Source organism: Massilia sp. UYP32, assembly GCF_050434365.1.
Taxonomy (GTDB): domain Bacteria; phylum Pseudomonadota; class Gammaproteobacteria; order Burkholderiales; family Burkholderiaceae_D; genus Telluria; species Telluria timonae.
This window is the reverse complement of record NZ_JBNDIK010000029.1, coordinates 79,092-92,303: the sequence shown is the minus strand read 5'-3', so window position 1 is coordinate 92,303 and position 13,212 is coordinate 79,092. Positions and strand designations below refer to the sequence as shown.

The following is a 13,212-nucleotide window of genomic DNA, read 5'->3' as shown; positions in this document are numbered from 1 at the left end:
AACGATGAAGTCTGGCTGAATCCGGAACGGAAACCGCCAGAGCAATTAAGAAAAGCCGCATGACTTGACGCGACATCTTTGTTGACAACTACCGTGGACGGGTCTGTTCAAATACAAATTGACAACTCTCAAAGTCAGTCATTAACAATTTCCCAAGGAAAATATTAGGCGTGCGTTGCGCGGACAGAAAATTGGCCGCCCGTGACAGCCGACTGTTTCTCAATTCTAGTGGGGAGTGAGTTTGCCTCCGATAGGCTATGAATCTATCTATGCTTTGCTGATTTTCCGTTGCGGGTCAATTGCTTAGCGTGGGTGGCCTGCACTACAAAACCGCCCTCGGAGCAGCGGAGCATCAACTAAGCTGGTCAGGTCTGTGACGTTTGCCTCATCACGCTACCTGCGACGTAGGCGCGGACCTCGCCCTCATCCTGCTACGGAAGATCGGGCTGGCCGATGCGGAGCAGATGCTTGTCGGCGCTGTGCGTCGCGCGCCGTGATCAACCGTGCGATGACGCGGCCAGTGGAGCGCAGGCCGTTCATTTGTCCCGAGACAAAGATCGACAGCCTGCTGGCGCCGACCGAGACTGACTCGATCAAGCGGCTCCTGCGCGCTCGCGCTGATGTTGACGCCAACCAATTCTCCCAGGCAGCGCATCGGTCACGATGGCCTCTCCGAATTGGGAGGACAAGATGGCTCGAAAACAGCAGACGGCGACATACGCGGTGGCCCTATTGGTGGCCATGCTGCCGGTCGAGGTGCCCGCGGCACCCTATATCCCAACCTTAACCGGCGAAAAGTTCGTTCGGGACATGTTGGCCGCGCCTGACAACGGTGCCGCTTCAATGCGCCGTGAGCGCGCGATGGGCTATATGGATGGCGTCATGGATGGCACGGCCGGCCTGCTTTGGTGCCCAGCAGGCCAGCACGTTGGACATGAGCTCAACTACCTGGCCGCTGAGCAAATGAAGTCACTGCCAGCGGAGCAGTTGAAGAAAGGCGCTGCGCCGCTCGTCGTGGCTGCCCTGGCCAAGATATATCCGTGCCCGATCAAAAGGAGGCCGTCGTGAGACCGCCACTGCTCACTGTGATGATGCACTATCCCAACCGCATTAAGCGTGAAGACCTGTATGCCGATATTGGCTGGAATGACCTCGTCGACAACAAGGCTTACAACGACACCTGTGCGATCCGCATGAGCTATGGCCTGCTCATGGCCGGGGTGAGTTTGCCTGGCGCACGCATGAAGGCGAAGGCTGGCGTCCTCAAGGGCAGATACATGGAGCCGGGCCAAGCCAGACTATCGAACATACTGCGGCAGCAGTGGGGCGCGCCCGAGGTCTACAAGGGTGAGCATGCGGCGCGCAACGGAATCGGCTTGCGCACAGGCGTGGTGTCGTTCTTTCGCATTGGCGGAGGCCACGGCGGACACATTGACTTGGTCGTACACAAGCCCGGGGGGAGGTTCCAGGATTGCGCTCGAGTCTGCTTTTGGGATTCGGAGACGATCTGGTTCTGGCCGCTAACGTAACTCCGCCAGTCGGTGTCGGCGGACGATCGGCACGGGACGAGCAAGAATTGTCGCAGTGGCTAGAGAACCTGAGCCGTGGCGTCAAGAAACAGCTCAGTTAGCGATGTGGGTAGAAATGGGGGAGGCAGAATTGAGAAAGCCCCTACATAGGGGCTTTTGGTATTCTTGGCGGAGAGAGGGGGATTCGAACCCCCGATAGGCTATGAACCTATACACGCTTTCCAGGCGTGCGACTTAAACCACTCATCCATCTCTCCTGATGGGTCGACGTGGGAACACCACGAAGCCGCCTATTATAGCAAGTATTCCCAGCAGTACAAGGCCGACAACGGTGTCGAACGTGTGAACGGTGAACCCGAGTGTTGTTGAACCCGTGGAGTGACCTGGTCCAGTGGACCAGATCACGAGCCATCCACCATACGTCCCGGCCAACAGCACAAAAAAATGCCCACCCCTCTCCCGAGTAGGCGGGCAAGCCTTGCGTCAGCCTTGTGGGCCGGCGCAGGCAGGTTGCTCAGGCATTGTAGCTCAAGCCGATTCCTTCAATTGCTCCAGAATTGCCGGATTCTCGAGCGTCGACACGTCTTGCGTGATGTTCTCGCCCTTGGCCAGCACGCGCAGCAGGCGGCGCATGATCTTGCCGGAGCGGGTCTTCGGCAGGTTGTCGCCGAAGCGGATCTCTTTCGGCTTGGCGATCGGACCGATCTCCTTGCCCACCCAGGCGCGCAGCTCGTTCGCCAGTTTCTTGGCTTCCTCACCGGTCGGACGCGCCTGCTTGAGCACGACGAAGGCGCAGATCGACTCGCCCGTGGTCTCGTCCGGCTTGCCCACCACCGCCGCCTCGGCGACGATCGGGTTGGCCACCAGCGCCGATTCGATTTCCATCGTGCCCATGCGGTGGCCAGACACGTTCAGCACGTCGTCGATGCGGCCGGTGATGGTGAAATTGGCGGTGTCCTTGTTGCGGATCGCGCCGTCGCCGGCCAGGTAGTATTTACCACCCAGCTCTTCTGGGAAGTAGCTGGTGCGGAAGCGGTCCGGGTTGTTCCAGATCGTGCGGATCATCGACGGCCATGGACGCTTGACGACCAGGATGCCGCCCTGCCCGTTCGGTACGTCGGCGCCTGCCTCGTCCACGATGGCAGCCATGATGCCCGGCAGCGGCAAGGTGCAGGAACCCGGCACCATCGGGGTCGCGCCCGGCAGCGGGGTGATCATGTGGCCGCCGGTCTCGGTCTGCCAGAAGGTGTCGACGATCGGGCAGCGCTCCTGGCCCACATTGCGGTAGTACCACATCCAGGCTTCCGGATTGATCGGCTCGCCGACCGAGCCGAGCAGGCGCAGGCTGGACAGGTCGAAGTTCTTCGGATGCACCTTCTCGTCCAGGTCCGAGGCCTTGATCAGCGAACGGATCGCGGTCGGCGCCGTGTAGAAGATGCTGACCTTGTGCTTCTCGACGGTCTGCCAGAAGCGGCCGGCGTTCGGGAAGGTCGGCACGCCTTCGAACACCACTTGCGTGCCGCCGACGGCCAGCGGGCCGTAGGCGATATAGGTGTGGCCGGTGATCCAGCCGATGTCGGCGGTGCACCAGTAGACGTCTTCGGGCTTGAGGTCGAAGGTCCACTTCATCGTCAGCGCGGCCCACAGCAGGTAGCCGCCGGTGGAGTGCTGCACGCCTTTCGGGGTGCCGGTCGAGCCGGACGTATAGAGGATGAACAGCGGGTGTTCCGCATCGACCCATTCAGGTGCGCAGTCGGCCGACTGGCCCTGCACCAGCTCGTGCAGCCAGATGTCGCGGCCTTCCTTGAAATTGATGTTGCCGCCGGTGCGCTTGTAGACGATCACGTCCTTGACGGTGTCGCAACCGCCCAGGCCCAGCGCTTCGTCGACGATGGCCTTGAGCGGCAGCGCCTTGCCGCCGCGCTGCTGTTCGTCGGCCGTGATGACGGCCACGGCGCCGGCGTCGATGATGCGCTCCTGCAGCGACTTGGCGGAGAAGCCGCCGAACACCACCGAGTGGGTCGCGCCGATGCGGGCGCAGGCCTGCATCGCGGTCACGCCTTCGATCGACATCGACATGTAGATGACGACGCGGTCGCCCTTCTTGATGCCGCGCGACTTGAGCGCGTTGGCGAATTTGCAGACGCGCTCGTGCAGTTCGCGGTAGGTGACCTTGGTCACCGCGCCGTCGTCGGCCTCGAAGATGATGGCGGTCTTGTCGGCGTTGCCATTCTCGAGGTTGCGATCGAGGCAGTTGTACGAGGCGTTCAGCTGGCCGTCGGCGAACCATTTATAGAATGGCGCATTCGATTCGTCGAGGGTGGAGGTGAACGGCTTGTGCCAGTCGAGGTGCTCGCGCGCCAGGCGGGCCCAGAAACCTTCGTAGTCGCTGGCGGCTTCGGCGCACAGTTTTTCGTAGGCGGCCATGCCATTGATGGTGGCCTTGTCGGCAAACTCTTTCGGCGGTTGGAACACGCGGTGTTCCTGCAGGCCCTGGGTTTGCTCTTGGGTTGTCTCGTTATCGGCCATACTAGTCTCCATATTAATGTAGTAGGTTATGCCAGATACCATAGGGGGGCTCGCTTACTGAGCCCTTACATGGAAACTCCCTGAGGCGGGTCGGTATTGACTGCGCTTGCCCGCTCTTGTCCCCACTTATTCTAACGCCAGCCGTTGCAATGCGTGCAAGTGACGTGAGCGCGCCGCTGCGCGCCCCACCTCATCGACAAGCTCCGGTGTAGAATGCTGAGCTGAATTTTTTTCGCATCCCCCTGGAGTTTCATCCCAATGTCCGCCCTTGAACCAAGCAAGCAAGTTCGCAAGCTGTCCCCACTGAGTAACCTGATCTTCGCCAGCCGCTGGCTGCAGCTGCCGCTGTACCTCGGCCTGATCCTGGCGCAATGCGTCTACGTGTTCCACTTCTGGGTCGAACTCGTCGACCTGATCGGCGCCGCCATGGGCAACGTCGACTCGCTCAACCACATCATCGACGCCGTCGGCCTGTCCGGCAATCGTCCGCAACGCCTGACCGAAACCGTCATCATGCTGGTCGTGCTGGGCCTGATCGACGTGGTCATGATCTCGAACCTCCTGATCATGGTGATCGTCGGCGGCTACGAGACCTTCGTCTCGCGCATGCACCTGGAAGGCCACCCGGACCAGCCGGAATGGCTGTCGCACGTGAACGCCTCGGTCCTGAAGACCAAGCTGGCGATGGCGATCATCGGCATCTCGTCGATCCACCTGCTCAAGACCTTCATCAACGCCGCCAACTACGACGAGAAGACCCTGATGTGGCAGACCCTGATCCACGTCGCCTTCCTGGTGTCGGCGCTGGCGATCTCGTGGACCGACCGCATCACCACCATGACGCATCACGACAAGCACTGAAGCACAAGCAGTAACACAACGATAACGATACTCCGACACTCCATCACGAGAGATTTCCCACCATGGCAACCGTCATTACCCAGGAAGACCTGATCGAATCCGTCGCGGCCGCGCTGCAGTACATCAGCTACTACCATCCGGCCGACTATATCCAGCACCTGGCACGCGCCTACGAGACCGAGCAAAGCCCGGCCGCGAAGGACGCGATCGCCCAGATCCTGACCAATTCGCGCATGTGCGCCGAAGGCAAGCGTCCGATCTGCCAGGACACCGGCATCGTCAACGTGTTCCTGAAGGTGGGCATGGGCGTGCGCTTCGAAGGCTTTACCGGCTCGGTGACCGACGCCGTCAACGAAGGCGTGCGCCGCGCGTACAACTTCGCCGACAACAAGCTGCGCGCCTCGATCGTGGCCGACCCGCACTTCGAGCGCAAGAACACCAAGGACAACACCCCGGCCGTGGTCCACATGGAACTGGTCGAGGGCGACACCGTGGACGTCAAGCTGGCGGCCAAGGGCGGCGGCTCCGAAAACAAGACCAAATTCGTCATGCTCAACCCGTCCGACTCGCTGGTCGACTGGGTGATCAAGACCGTGCCGCTGATGGGCGCCGGCTGGTGCCCGCCGGGCATGCTCGGCATCGGCATCGGCGGCACCGCCGAGAAGGCGATGCTGATGGCGAAAGAGTCGCTGATGGAAGACATCGACATGTACGAGCTGCGCCAGCGCGGCCCGCAAAACAAGCTCGAAGAGCTGCGCATCGAGCTGTGCGACAAGATCAACGCGCTGGGCATCGGCGCCCAGGGCCTGGGCGGCCTGACCACCGTGCTGGACGTGAAGATCAATATGTACCCGACCCACGCGGCCTCGAAGCCGGTGGCGATGATCCCGAACTGCGCCGCCACCCGCCACGCCCACTTCGTGCTGGACGGCTCGGGCCCGGCCTATATCGAACCGCCGGCGCTGTCGACCTGGCCTGAAGTTCACTGGACCCCGGACACCGAGAAATCGAAGCGCGTCGACCTGAACACCCTGACCAAGGAAGAAGTCGCATCGTGGAAGCCGGGCCAGACCCTGCTCCTGAACGGCAAGATGCTCACCGGCCGCGACGCCGCGCACAAGCGCATCCAGGACATGCTGGCCAAGGGCGAAAGCCTGCCGGTGGACTTCACCAACCGCGTGATCTACTACGTCGGCCCGGTCGATCCGGTCGGCAGCGAAGTGGTCGGCCCGGCTGGCCCGACGACCGCCACCCGCATGGACAAGTTCACCGACATGATGCTGGAAAAGACCGGCCTGATCTCGATGATCGGCAAGGCCGAGCGCGGCCCGGCGGCGATCGAATCGATCCAGAAGCACAAGTCGGCCTACCTGATGGCGGTCGGCGGCTCGGCCTACCTGGTCTCGAAAGCGATCAAGTCCGCGAAAGTCGTCGGTTTCGAAGACCTGGGCATGGAAGCGATTTACGAGTTCGACGTGACCGACATGCCGGTCACCGTCGCGGTCGATTCGACCGGCACCTCGGTCCACAATACCGGCCCGAAAGAATGGTCGGCCAAGATCGAATCGCTGAAAGGCGTGCCGGTCACCGTCGCTTGATTCGAACAGAATCATGACTTTCCCCGACGCTCCGGTTGGCATCTTCGACTCGGGCGTCGGCGGCCTGTCGGTGCTGCGCCACATCCAGGCGCAGCTGCCGCACGAACACCTGCTCTACCTGGCCGACACCGGCTTCGCCCCCTACGGCGACAAACCCGAACACATCGTCGTCGAACGCGTGCTGGCGATCGGCGATTTTCTATTGGCGCAAGGCGCGAAGGCGCTGGTCGTGGCCTGCAACACCGCCACCGTGGCCGCCGTGCGCGAACTGCGCGAACGCCACCCCGGCATGCCCATCGTCGGCGTCGAACCGGGCCTGAAGCCGGCGGCAAGCCTCACCCGCAGCGGCAAGGTGGGCGTGCTGGCCACCGAGCGCACCCTGCGCGGCGCCAAGTTCCTCCAGCTGCGCGACCAGATCCGCCGCGATTCAGGCGCCGAGTTCCTGCTGCAGCCCTGCGTCGGCCTGGCCGACCAGATCGAGTTCGGCGAACTGGATTCGACCGCCACCAGCGCGATGCTGAAGCGCTTCATCATGCCGCTGCTCACTGAAGGAGCAGACACGCTGGTGCTGGGCTGTACCCACTACCCGCTGGTGCGCGCCTCGATCGAGCGCCTGCTGAAGGATGCCGGCCGGCCGGACGTGGCCCTGGTCGATACCGGCGACGCCGTGGCGCGCCAGCTCGCGCGCCTGCTGGCCGGCGCCGGCCAGCTACGCGCACAAAGCACCATTCCCGCCAGCCTGACCGGCTACACCAGCGCCAGCGCGACCGCCCTGACGGCGGCATTCCGCAGCCTGCTGGGCATCGATCCGCCGGTGCATGAGGTGGCGTTGCCCCTGCCGGCGGGCTGGCCGCCGGCCCCGGCATCCTGAGTGCACATTTAAATTTGCCAGTTCGGGATGAAGCCCTTATAATCTCGTTCTGTCTCGGCAATGCAGAGATAGAAAAGAAAGTCAGTGGTGGCTGTAGCTCAGTTGGTAGAGTCCAGGATTGTGATTCCTGTTGTCGTGGGTTCGAGTCCCATCAGCCACCCCACCGAATTCACGAAAAAGGTCACCTGCTCCGGCACGTGGCCTTTTTTGTTTTGCGAAGAATCAGCATGCAGATTGTCGAACAAACCCTCTCCCGCGCGGACGTCGAAGCGGCATTGCCGCACGCCCCGCTCGTCTTCCAGGAGTGCGACCTCGAAGGCGCCGACCTGTCGCGCCTCGACCTGCGCAACTGCACTTTTATCAGCTGCAGCATCGCCGAGACCTCGTTCTACGCCGCCAGGCTGGGCCAGACCACCTGGCAACGCTGCCGCGGCCGGCAAGCCGATTTCGAAGCGGCCGACCTGACCGACGCCCGCTTCCAGGGCTGCGACTTGAACAACAGCAGCTGGCGCCGCGCCCACCTGGCCTCCCTCGTCTTCAGGGGCTGCAAGCTGACCGGCGCCAACTTCGAGGAAGCGGCCCACGTCGGCCTGGCGTTCGAGGATTGCCTGCTGGTCGGCGCCGACCTGCGCCGCATGTCGTTCCGCAAGGCGAAACTCATCGGGCTCGATTTCGGCGACGCCGATCTGGCCGCCTGCGACTTTCGCGACGCCGTGTTCGAAGGCGGCAGCCTGCGCGGCGCCAACCTGAAGCAGGCGCGCTTCGACAACGCCGACTTGCGCGAAGCCGACCTGCGCGGCATCACCCTGGCCGACATCAAGCTGTTTCAGGGCGCCTGGATCACGCCGCGCCAAGCCGCCGAACTGGTCAGCGAACTTGGCTTGCGCGTGGCCTGAATGCGCTTCACATTTGGCGTCAATACCGTGAGACAGATGTTAAAAACACCAACTTAACGGCTGGGCAATGCTTGATGTGCGACAATTGGTGACTTTTCTACAGGAAATTCGAGTCGCCTTCCTTGCATGCCGGATTGCAGGCATGGTGCCCTGGCGGCTCCCCGATTTATGCCAGACAAGCGTACCACCCCCGAGATCTCCCGCCTGACCGCCGAAAAACGCCCGGCAGTGCGCAACGCCGTGCTGTTCGTTGCCGCCCTATGCCTGTTGTTGCTGACCATACAGGTCTGGGACGGCTGGCGCGCGCGCAAGGAGCGCTTGGCGGAAGTGGCCGTCGCCACCACAAATATGTCGCACGCGCTGGCGGCCCAGGCCGAGAGCGCGGTGCGGGTGGTCGATACCGTGCTGGCCGGCGTCGTCGAGCGGATCGAGAACGATGGCATGACAGGTGCGGGGCGCCCACGCCTGCAGTTGCACCTGAAGAATATGGTGGCCCAGGTCGAGGAGCTGCATGGCTTGTTCGTGTTCGGCCCCGATGGCCATTGGCTGATGACCTCGCAGGACCGCATTCCGCTGTACACCATCGATGACCGCGAGTATTTCCAGTACCACCTGAACAATCCCGACCGTTTCATCCATGTCGGCAAGCCGGTACGCAGCCGCTCCAGCGACGAGTGGGTGCTGCCCGTCTCGCGCCGCCTCAATAATCCGGACGGCAGCTTCGGCGGCGTCGCGCTCGGCACGATCCGCATCGATTATTTCTCGACCCTGTATAAAACCTTCGACGTGGGCAGCAATGGCGTGATCATGCTGACCCTGGACGACGGCACCATGGTGTATCGCCTCCCGCACAGCGACAAGCTGATCGGCAGCGATACGAGCAATGGCCCGGTGCACCGGATGTATCTGAGCTCCGGCCCGGCCGGCACCGCCATGCTGCGCTCGAAGATCGACGGCATCGAACGGCTGTACAGCTACCGTCATCTTGAAACCTATCCGCTGATCGTCGCCACCGCGCAGAGCAAGCACGACATCCTGGAAAAATGGCTGAAGTCGATGCTCGGCCAGGCCGCCATCACCCTGGTCGCGATTGCATTCCTGCTCTATTTCGGCCGGCGCCTGGTGCGCCAGATCGTGATACGCGACCACCTCGAGCACGAGCTGGTGCAGGCGCGCGAACAGCTGCAGGAACATAACCGCGCGCTGACGGTCCTGGCCGACCACGACAGCCTGACCGGCATCGCCAACCGGCGCCGCTTCGAGCAAGCGCTGGACGTGGAGTTCGCGCGCGCGGCCCGAAGCGGCGTGCCGCTGTCGCTGCTGATGTTCGACGTCGATTACTTCAAGCGCTACAACGACACCTATGGCCACGTGGCGGGCGACGCCTGCCTGCGCCAGGTGGCGCAAGCGCTCGAGGGCTGCCTGGTGCGCCCGGCCGACCTGGCCGCGCGCTACGGCGGGGAAGAATTCGTGGCGCTACTGCCGGATACCGACCCGGCCGGCGCCAGGATGGTGGCCGAACGCATCCGCCAGGCGGTGATGGCGCTCGGGATCCCGCATGCCGGCAATGGCCCCGGCGTGGTGACCATCAGCGTGGGCGTGTACACCAGCGGCGCCGGTGGCGGCATGGCGACCGACAGCGCCACCGCGCTGGTGGAGCGGGCCGACGCCCTGCTCTATCGGGCCAAGCAGTCGGGCCGCAACCAGGTGTGCGGCGGCGATCTCGCCGCACCCTGAGCGCCTGTCATCAATAGCGGTTAGGATTGTTCGGGCGGGCGTCGTGGCGGTTGGGGACGCCGTCGCGATCGCGATCGCGGTCACGGTAGGTCGCTACCTGACGCGACTGATGCCAGCCGCCGCGCTCGAGATGCCAGCCATTACGGTCCTGGCGCCATTGCGCGCGCTGGTAGGCATAGCCCGGACGTACTTTCTCCCAGTGGCCGGCGACCCATTCGTGACGGCGGCCGTTCCAGTCCCAGTAACCCGACACCCATTCGAAGCCGCGGCGCGCGGCCGGCACGGCTTCGCGGCGGGGCGCCGGCGGCGCTTTCTTGATGACGATGACTTCGGCCCGCGGATGAGCGGCCTGGGCCTGCACTGGCGCGAATGCTGCGCTGCCGATCAGGATGGCGGCGGCGGTGGCAAGAATGGTTTTCATGGTGCTCTCCGTTTCGGTTGGTGTGAGACCACTATAGCGAGACGGGACGCCAAAAAGATGAACTGAAGGAAGTCTTTACAGTCGATACATGCCGCTACAAATTTGTAACAGCGAAACGAAAATGGCGGGAGAGCGAGAAAGCGATGGTGCGCAAAAACAGGCGCCGCAAAAACACAGCCGGCTATGGAAGCCGGCTGTGTAAAGGGGAAGATATTAGTCGAGCTTGAAGGCGTAGTCGACCCTGGTCCAGGTCTGGGCCGGTGCGCCATCCTTGGTGCCCGGCTTGAACTTGCACGAGGTCAGGCCCTTGACCAGTGCGCGGTCCAGGTTCTTGAAGCCGCTCGACTTGTCGATCTTCGATTCCGCCACGGTGCCGTCCGCATTGACCAGGAACGATGCCGAGGTCGTGCCCTGCTCTTCGTTCATCAGCGACGCCTTCGGATATTCGATGGCGCACTTCTTCGGATCGAACGATGCCGGGGTTTCGGCGGCGAAGCTGGCGCTGGCGGCGCCGGTCAGGGTCAGTGCAACGAACAGCTTGGCGGACAGGTTTTTCATGATTTCCCCAAATAAGGTTTTTAAGAGTTAAATGTCGTGATGCTTCGCTAGCGCGCCGCCCGACTGGCCGGCGCAGGTTTGCTTGGTAATGAATGCTTAGAATTCTTCCCACTCGTCGTTGCCGACGGTGGCAGCTGCCTTTTTCGGCTTCGGCGCGACTTCCGCCTCGTCCGGATTCACCGCGGCGCTGGCGGCGGCCGGCTTTTTCGGCGCCGGCGGTACGGGACGCTTGGCGGCCGGACGGACCACCACCGCGGTGGTGGTCGCGACTGGCGCCTGCGCCTCGAATTGGAACTGTTCACCCTCTTCCAGCTTGAAGATGCTGACCACGCGGGCCAGTTCGCCGGCCTGGTCCTGCAGGCTCTGGGCGGCCGCGGCGGCTTCTTCCACCAGCGCGGCGTTTTGCTGGGTCATGCCATCCATCTCGATGATCGAGGTGTTGACCTGGGCGATGCCGGCGCTCTGTTCGGCGCTGGCGTTGGCGATCTCGCTCATGATGTCGGTCACGCGCTTGACGCTCGACACCACTTCATCCATCGTCACGCCAGCCTGGCCGACCAGCTTGCTGCCGCGCTCGACCTTCGACACCGAATCGTCGATCAGGGTCTTGATTTCTTTCGCCGCCGCAGCCGAACGCTGGGCCAGGTTACGCACTTCGGAAGCGACGACCGCGAAGCCACGACCCTGTTCGCCGGCGCGGGCCGCTTCGACCGCGGCGTTCAGCGCCAGGATGTTGGTCTGGAAGGCGATGCCGTCGATCACGCCGATGATGTCGGCGATCTTGCTGGCCGAGCCATTGATCTCACCCATGGTGCCGACCACTTGCGACACCACGTCGCCGCCCTTGCGGGCCACGTCCGACGCGGCGGCAGCCAGGGCATTGGCTTCACGGGCGTTGTCGGCGTTCTGCTTGACGGTCGAGGTCAGCTGTTCCATGGCCGATGCGGTCTTTTCCAGCGAGCTGGCCTGCAGTTCGGTACGCGAGGACAGGTCGATGTTGCCGGCGGCGATTTCACGCGAGGCGGTGCCGATGGTTTCGGTGCCGCGGCGCACCTGGGCCACGATGTCGACCAGGCTGTTGCGCATTTCTTTCATTTCGACCAGCAGGCTGCCGCGGTCCGATTCCTTGGTGTCGATGGCGATCGACAGGTCGCCGTGGGCGATGCTGCCGGCGATCTTGGCGGTGTAGCCAGGCTCGCCACCGAGCTGCTTGAGCAGGCTGCGGGTGATCACGACGGCGGCGGCCACGCCCAGCACCACGGCCAGGGCCAGCAGGACCAGCATGAAGTTACGGGCATTGTCGAACGCCGCTTCGGCATCGGCCTTGGTCTGGGCGTTCTGTTTTTCTTCCTGGGCGGCCAGCGCGTTCAGGGCGTCGGTCCACTTGCGCTGCACCGGGCGCACTTCGCGCACCATCACGCGGGTGGCGTCCATGGCGTTGGCGGCCAGATAGAGTTCAGTGGCGCGGGCGATCGCCGGCATGGCGGCGGTTTCATGTTCCTTGATCTGGGCCAGCAGCGCCTTTTCCTGGTCGTTGCCGTTCGATGCGAACAAGGCAGTCAGCTTGCGCTGGGTTTCGTTGTACTGCGCGGTCTGTTCCTTGAACTTGGCGATCTCCGGTTCCATGTCGGCCGGGTCGGCCATCAGGGTCAGGACGCGCAGCGACTGCAGGCGGTCATTGACGTTGTTGCGCATCTCGATCACGAGGCCGGTCGACACATTGCTCACGCTGACCACGTGGTCAAGGCGATCCTGGATCTGCGCCATGCGCAAGATACCCACTACAGCAACAGCCACCAGCAGCACCAGGATCAGTGCGAAACCGAGGGCCAGACGGGTACCGACCTTCATGTTGTTCAAATTCATTCGTGTTTTCCCTGTAACTTATTGATCGAAACTCGCTCGGAGAGACAAGCGCCGTGCGAAGCGCGTCTGAAATCATTGTTTCTTCACGATTTCAGGTGTTTCCGACAGGATAAATCAAGATTTCATGTCGCTAGTCAGAAAATCTCTTGCTCGACCGAATTGTTTCGGCACAACAACAGGATTGATACAGTGCAACATTGGAACAGGTCTGCATTATGGAACAACTATTTCCACACAGCAAGCAATTTTGAAACTTGTATGGTCGTTTCGACAATCAAATGTATCGATTTGTCGACAGGAAATAAAAAAAGGCGTGCCTCAGCACGCCTTTTTGTTACTTTTGGAT

At 62.5% G+C, this 13,212-nt stretch carries 11 protein-coding genes and 2 tRNA genes; 8 read left to right on the top strand and 5 right to left on the bottom strand.

All coding sequences use genetic code 11. The annotated features are described in order from the left end of the window. Positions 1–690: 690 nt before the first annotated feature. Together ABIB42_RS21580 and ABIB42_RS21575 are read left to right on the top strand one after the other, a co-directional pair. Positions 691–1,068 (top strand): Rap1a/Tai family immunity protein, encoded by a 378-nt coding sequence (locus tag ABIB42_RS21580; RefSeq protein WP_005668670.1) that lies wholly within the window; start codon positions 691–693, stop codon positions 1,066–1,068. After that, entirely contained in the window at positions 1,065–1,529 is a 465-nt protein-coding gene (locus tag ABIB42_RS21575; RefSeq protein ID WP_005668668.1) for a T6SS effector amidase Tae4 family protein, read from the top strand. The genes ABIB42_RS21580 and ABIB42_RS21575 overlap by 4 nt, the downstream gene beginning before the upstream one ends. Before the next feature lie 166 nt (positions 1,530–1,695). Here the strand turns inward: ABIB42_RS21575 and ABIB42_RS21570 are convergent. Further along, positions 1,696–1,786 (bottom strand) — tRNA-Ser (locus tag ABIB42_RS21570). Positions 1,787–2,057: 271 nt separating this feature from the next. Further along, positions 2,058–4,058 carry an acetate--CoA ligase gene (acs, locus tag ABIB42_RS21565; RefSeq protein WP_071360123.1) on the bottom strand — a complete coding sequence of 667 codons (2,001 nt, stop codon included), beginning with the start codon at positions 4,056–4,058 and terminating at the stop codon, positions 2,058–2,060. Positions 4,059–4,316: 258 nt separating this feature from the next. On the opposite strand from acs, the gene ABIB42_RS21560 reads away from it, so the two are divergent. The 6 genes from ABIB42_RS21560 (at position 4,317) to ABIB42_RS21535 (ending at position 10,021) form a co-directional block, all read left to right on the top strand. Then, positions 4,317–4,919 (top strand): TIGR00645 family protein, encoded by a 603-nt coding sequence (locus ABIB42_RS21560; RefSeq protein WP_005668665.1) that lies wholly within the window; start codon positions 4,317–4,319, stop codon positions 4,917–4,919. 62 nt (positions 4,920–4,981) lie between these two features. Further along, positions 4,982–6,517 carry a fumarate hydratase gene (locus tag ABIB42_RS21555; RefSeq protein ID WP_005668663.1) on the top strand — a complete coding sequence of 512 codons (1,536 nt, stop codon included), beginning with the start codon at positions 4,982–4,984 and terminating at the stop codon, positions 6,515–6,517. 13 nt (positions 6,518–6,530) lie between these two features. After that, positions 6,531–7,388: a glutamate racemase gene (murI, locus tag ABIB42_RS21550; RefSeq protein ID WP_429248972.1), complete on the top strand. Its 858-nt coding sequence runs from the start codon at positions 6,531–6,533 to the stop codon at positions 7,386–7,388. 87 nt (positions 7,389–7,475) lie between these two features. Continuing rightward, positions 7,476–7,551, top strand: a tRNA-His gene (locus ABIB42_RS21545). A 64-nt stretch (positions 7,552–7,615) separates the two neighbouring features. Further along, a complete protein-coding gene (locus ABIB42_RS21540) occupies positions 7,616–8,284 on the top strand; it encodes a pentapeptide repeat-containing protein (RefSeq protein ID WP_429248971.1) in 669 nt (222 codons plus the stop codon). A 168-nt stretch (positions 8,285–8,452) separates the two neighbouring features. Beyond that, a complete protein-coding gene (locus ABIB42_RS21535) occupies positions 8,453–10,021 on the top strand; it encodes a sensor domain-containing diguanylate cyclase (RefSeq protein WP_429248970.1) in 1,569 nt (522 codons plus the stop codon). A 10-nt stretch (positions 10,022–10,031) separates the two neighbouring features. Here ABIB42_RS21535 and ABIB42_RS21530 read toward each other — a convergent pair whose 3' ends face one another. The 3 genes from ABIB42_RS21530 to ABIB42_RS21520 all read right to left on the bottom strand — a co-directional run bounded on the left by ABIB42_RS21530 (position 10,032) and on the right by ABIB42_RS21520 (position 12,866). Further along, entirely contained in the window at positions 10,032–10,442 is a 411-nt protein-coding gene (locus ABIB42_RS21530) for a YXWGXW repeat-containing protein (RefSeq protein WP_429248969.1), read from the bottom strand. A 213-nt stretch (positions 10,443–10,655) separates the two neighbouring features. After that, positions 10,656–11,000 carry an energy transducer TonB gene (locus ABIB42_RS21525; RefSeq protein WP_005668656.1) on the bottom strand — a complete coding sequence of 115 codons (345 nt, stop codon included), beginning with the start codon at positions 10,998–11,000 and terminating at the stop codon, positions 10,656–10,658. A gap of 96 nt (positions 11,001–11,096) precedes the next feature. Next, complete coding sequence (locus ABIB42_RS21520) at positions 11,097–12,866, bottom strand: methyl-accepting chemotaxis protein (RefSeq protein WP_273028264.1); 1,770 nt, start codon at positions 12,864–12,866, stop codon at positions 11,097–11,099. Positions 12,867–13,212 lie beyond the last annotated feature (346 nt).

Excerpts from the sequence above, each read along its gene's own strand:
- ABIB42_RS21580 (WP_005668670.1), top strand. The coding sequence starts at position 691 with ATGGCTCGAAAACAGCAGACGGCGACATACGCGGTGGCCCTATTGGTG.
- acs (WP_071360123.1), bottom strand. The coding sequence starts at position 4,058 with ATGGCCGATAACGAGACAACCCAAGAGCAAACCCAGGGCCTGCAGGAA.
- ABIB42_RS21560 (WP_005668665.1), top strand. The coding sequence starts at position 4,317 with ATGTCCGCCCTTGAACCAAGCAAGCAAGTTCGCAAGCTGTCCCCACTG.
- ABIB42_RS21555 (WP_005668663.1), top strand. The coding sequence starts at position 4,982 with ATGGCAACCGTCATTACCCAGGAAGACCTGATCGAATCCGTCGCGGCC.
- murI (WP_429248972.1), top strand. The coding sequence starts at position 6,531 with ATGACTTTCCCCGACGCTCCGGTTGGCATCTTCGACTCGGGCGTCGGC.
- ABIB42_RS21540 (WP_429248971.1), top strand. The coding sequence starts at position 7,616 with ATGCAGATTGTCGAACAAACCCTCTCCCGCGCGGACGTCGAAGCGGCA.
- ABIB42_RS21535 (WP_429248970.1), top strand. The coding sequence starts at position 8,453 with ATGCCAGACAAGCGTACCACCCCCGAGATCTCCCGCCTGACCGCCGAA.
- ABIB42_RS21530 (WP_429248969.1), bottom strand. The coding sequence starts at position 10,442 with ATGAAAACCATTCTTGCCACCGCCGCCGCCATCCTGATCGGCAGCGCA.
- ABIB42_RS21525 (WP_005668656.1), bottom strand. The coding sequence starts at position 11,000 with ATGAAAAACCTGTCCGCCAAGCTGTTCGTTGCACTGACCCTGACCGGC.
- ABIB42_RS21520 (WP_273028264.1), bottom strand. The coding sequence starts at position 12,866 with ATGAATTTGAACAACATGAAGGTCGGTACCCGTCTGGCCCTCGGTTTC.